Origin of the sequence: Blautia sp. AF19-10LB, from assembly GCF_003461245.1 — a bacterium.
GTDB classification, from domain to species: Bacteria; Bacillota; Clostridia; order Lachnospirales; family Lachnospiraceae; genus Blautia_A; species Blautia_A intestinihominis.
The window spans coordinates 1-956 of sequence record NZ_QTWS01000092.1 but is presented as its reverse complement, the minus strand read 5'-3'; the positions used below and the strand labels follow the sequence as shown (position 1 = coordinate 956).

At 34.6% G+C, this 956-nt stretch carries 1 protein-coding gene; it reads right to left on the bottom strand.

Annotated features, from left to right (window positions below; all coding sequences use genetic code 11):
* Positions 1-110 precede the first annotated feature (110 nt).
* The coding region (locus DWX28_RS19205; protein ID WP_118254797.1) for an IS4 family transposase at positions 111-956 on the bottom strand (846 nt) is incomplete at its 5' end.

The following is a 956-nucleotide window of genomic DNA, read 5'->3' as shown; positions in this document are numbered from 1 at the left end:
TTTGCCCAGAAACAGGTTGAGGAGTTCTCTTCAGCCTGTTTTCTATTTTTGCCAAACACAAATAGACAGATTTTCATCTGCCTCAAAAAACTATATTCACTTATTCAAATTTATGCTACTCTATATAAGAAACCATGAAATATCTTAGTAGTTGCTTTCCGTTCCCCATGACGATCGGGGCGTATGGGAATCACATTCTTTGCGATAATGGTTTCTAAATCAGGTGATGTCGTTTTCCCACGATAAAATAATCGGCACAAGTGCGACGCAACTGAGAAGTTGGCTTTATATGTATATTTTCTTTGCTTTTTTTCAATGACTACGTGCGAGGTAATCATTTGTGCAAAATTATACATGATTAGATGTGCATAGATTTCCTGTTGGATACACATCACCTTTTTTGAATGAAAATCCAACATTCCAATAGTATATTTTAAATCTCTGAAAGATGTTTCAATTCCCCATCTTAAAGCATAAAGCTGTTTTAATTTTTCAAGAGGGTATTGTTCCTTATCCAAATTTGTAAGGACGGTTTCATAAGTATCTTCTGAAATTTGGAATCTTGCAATCCTAAAAGACAATCCATAAAACGAGGCTGGATCTTTATAATTACTTTTTGCAGGTAAATAGTCGAAATTCACATTGGAAGGAAGATACCGATAATGGTTCTTATCCTTTAGCAGTTCCTTTACTTCTTTTGACTGTTTCCTTGTAATGTTAAGATTTATCTTCAGATCAAAAAGCTTTTCTTTTGGAAGTTCCAGGTTGCTTTTTATACTTCCATGTCCATCTTTAATACGTATCAAGAAGTACCAGCCCTTTTCCTGAATATGTGCCATACTATTATAAGATTCATAACCCCGGTCTGCTATAATAAGAGCTTCTGGTATGGTCGATCGATCAACCATTTCCTGAAGAGCCTTATGTTCATTACAATTTTTGCTTTTCTGGATAAT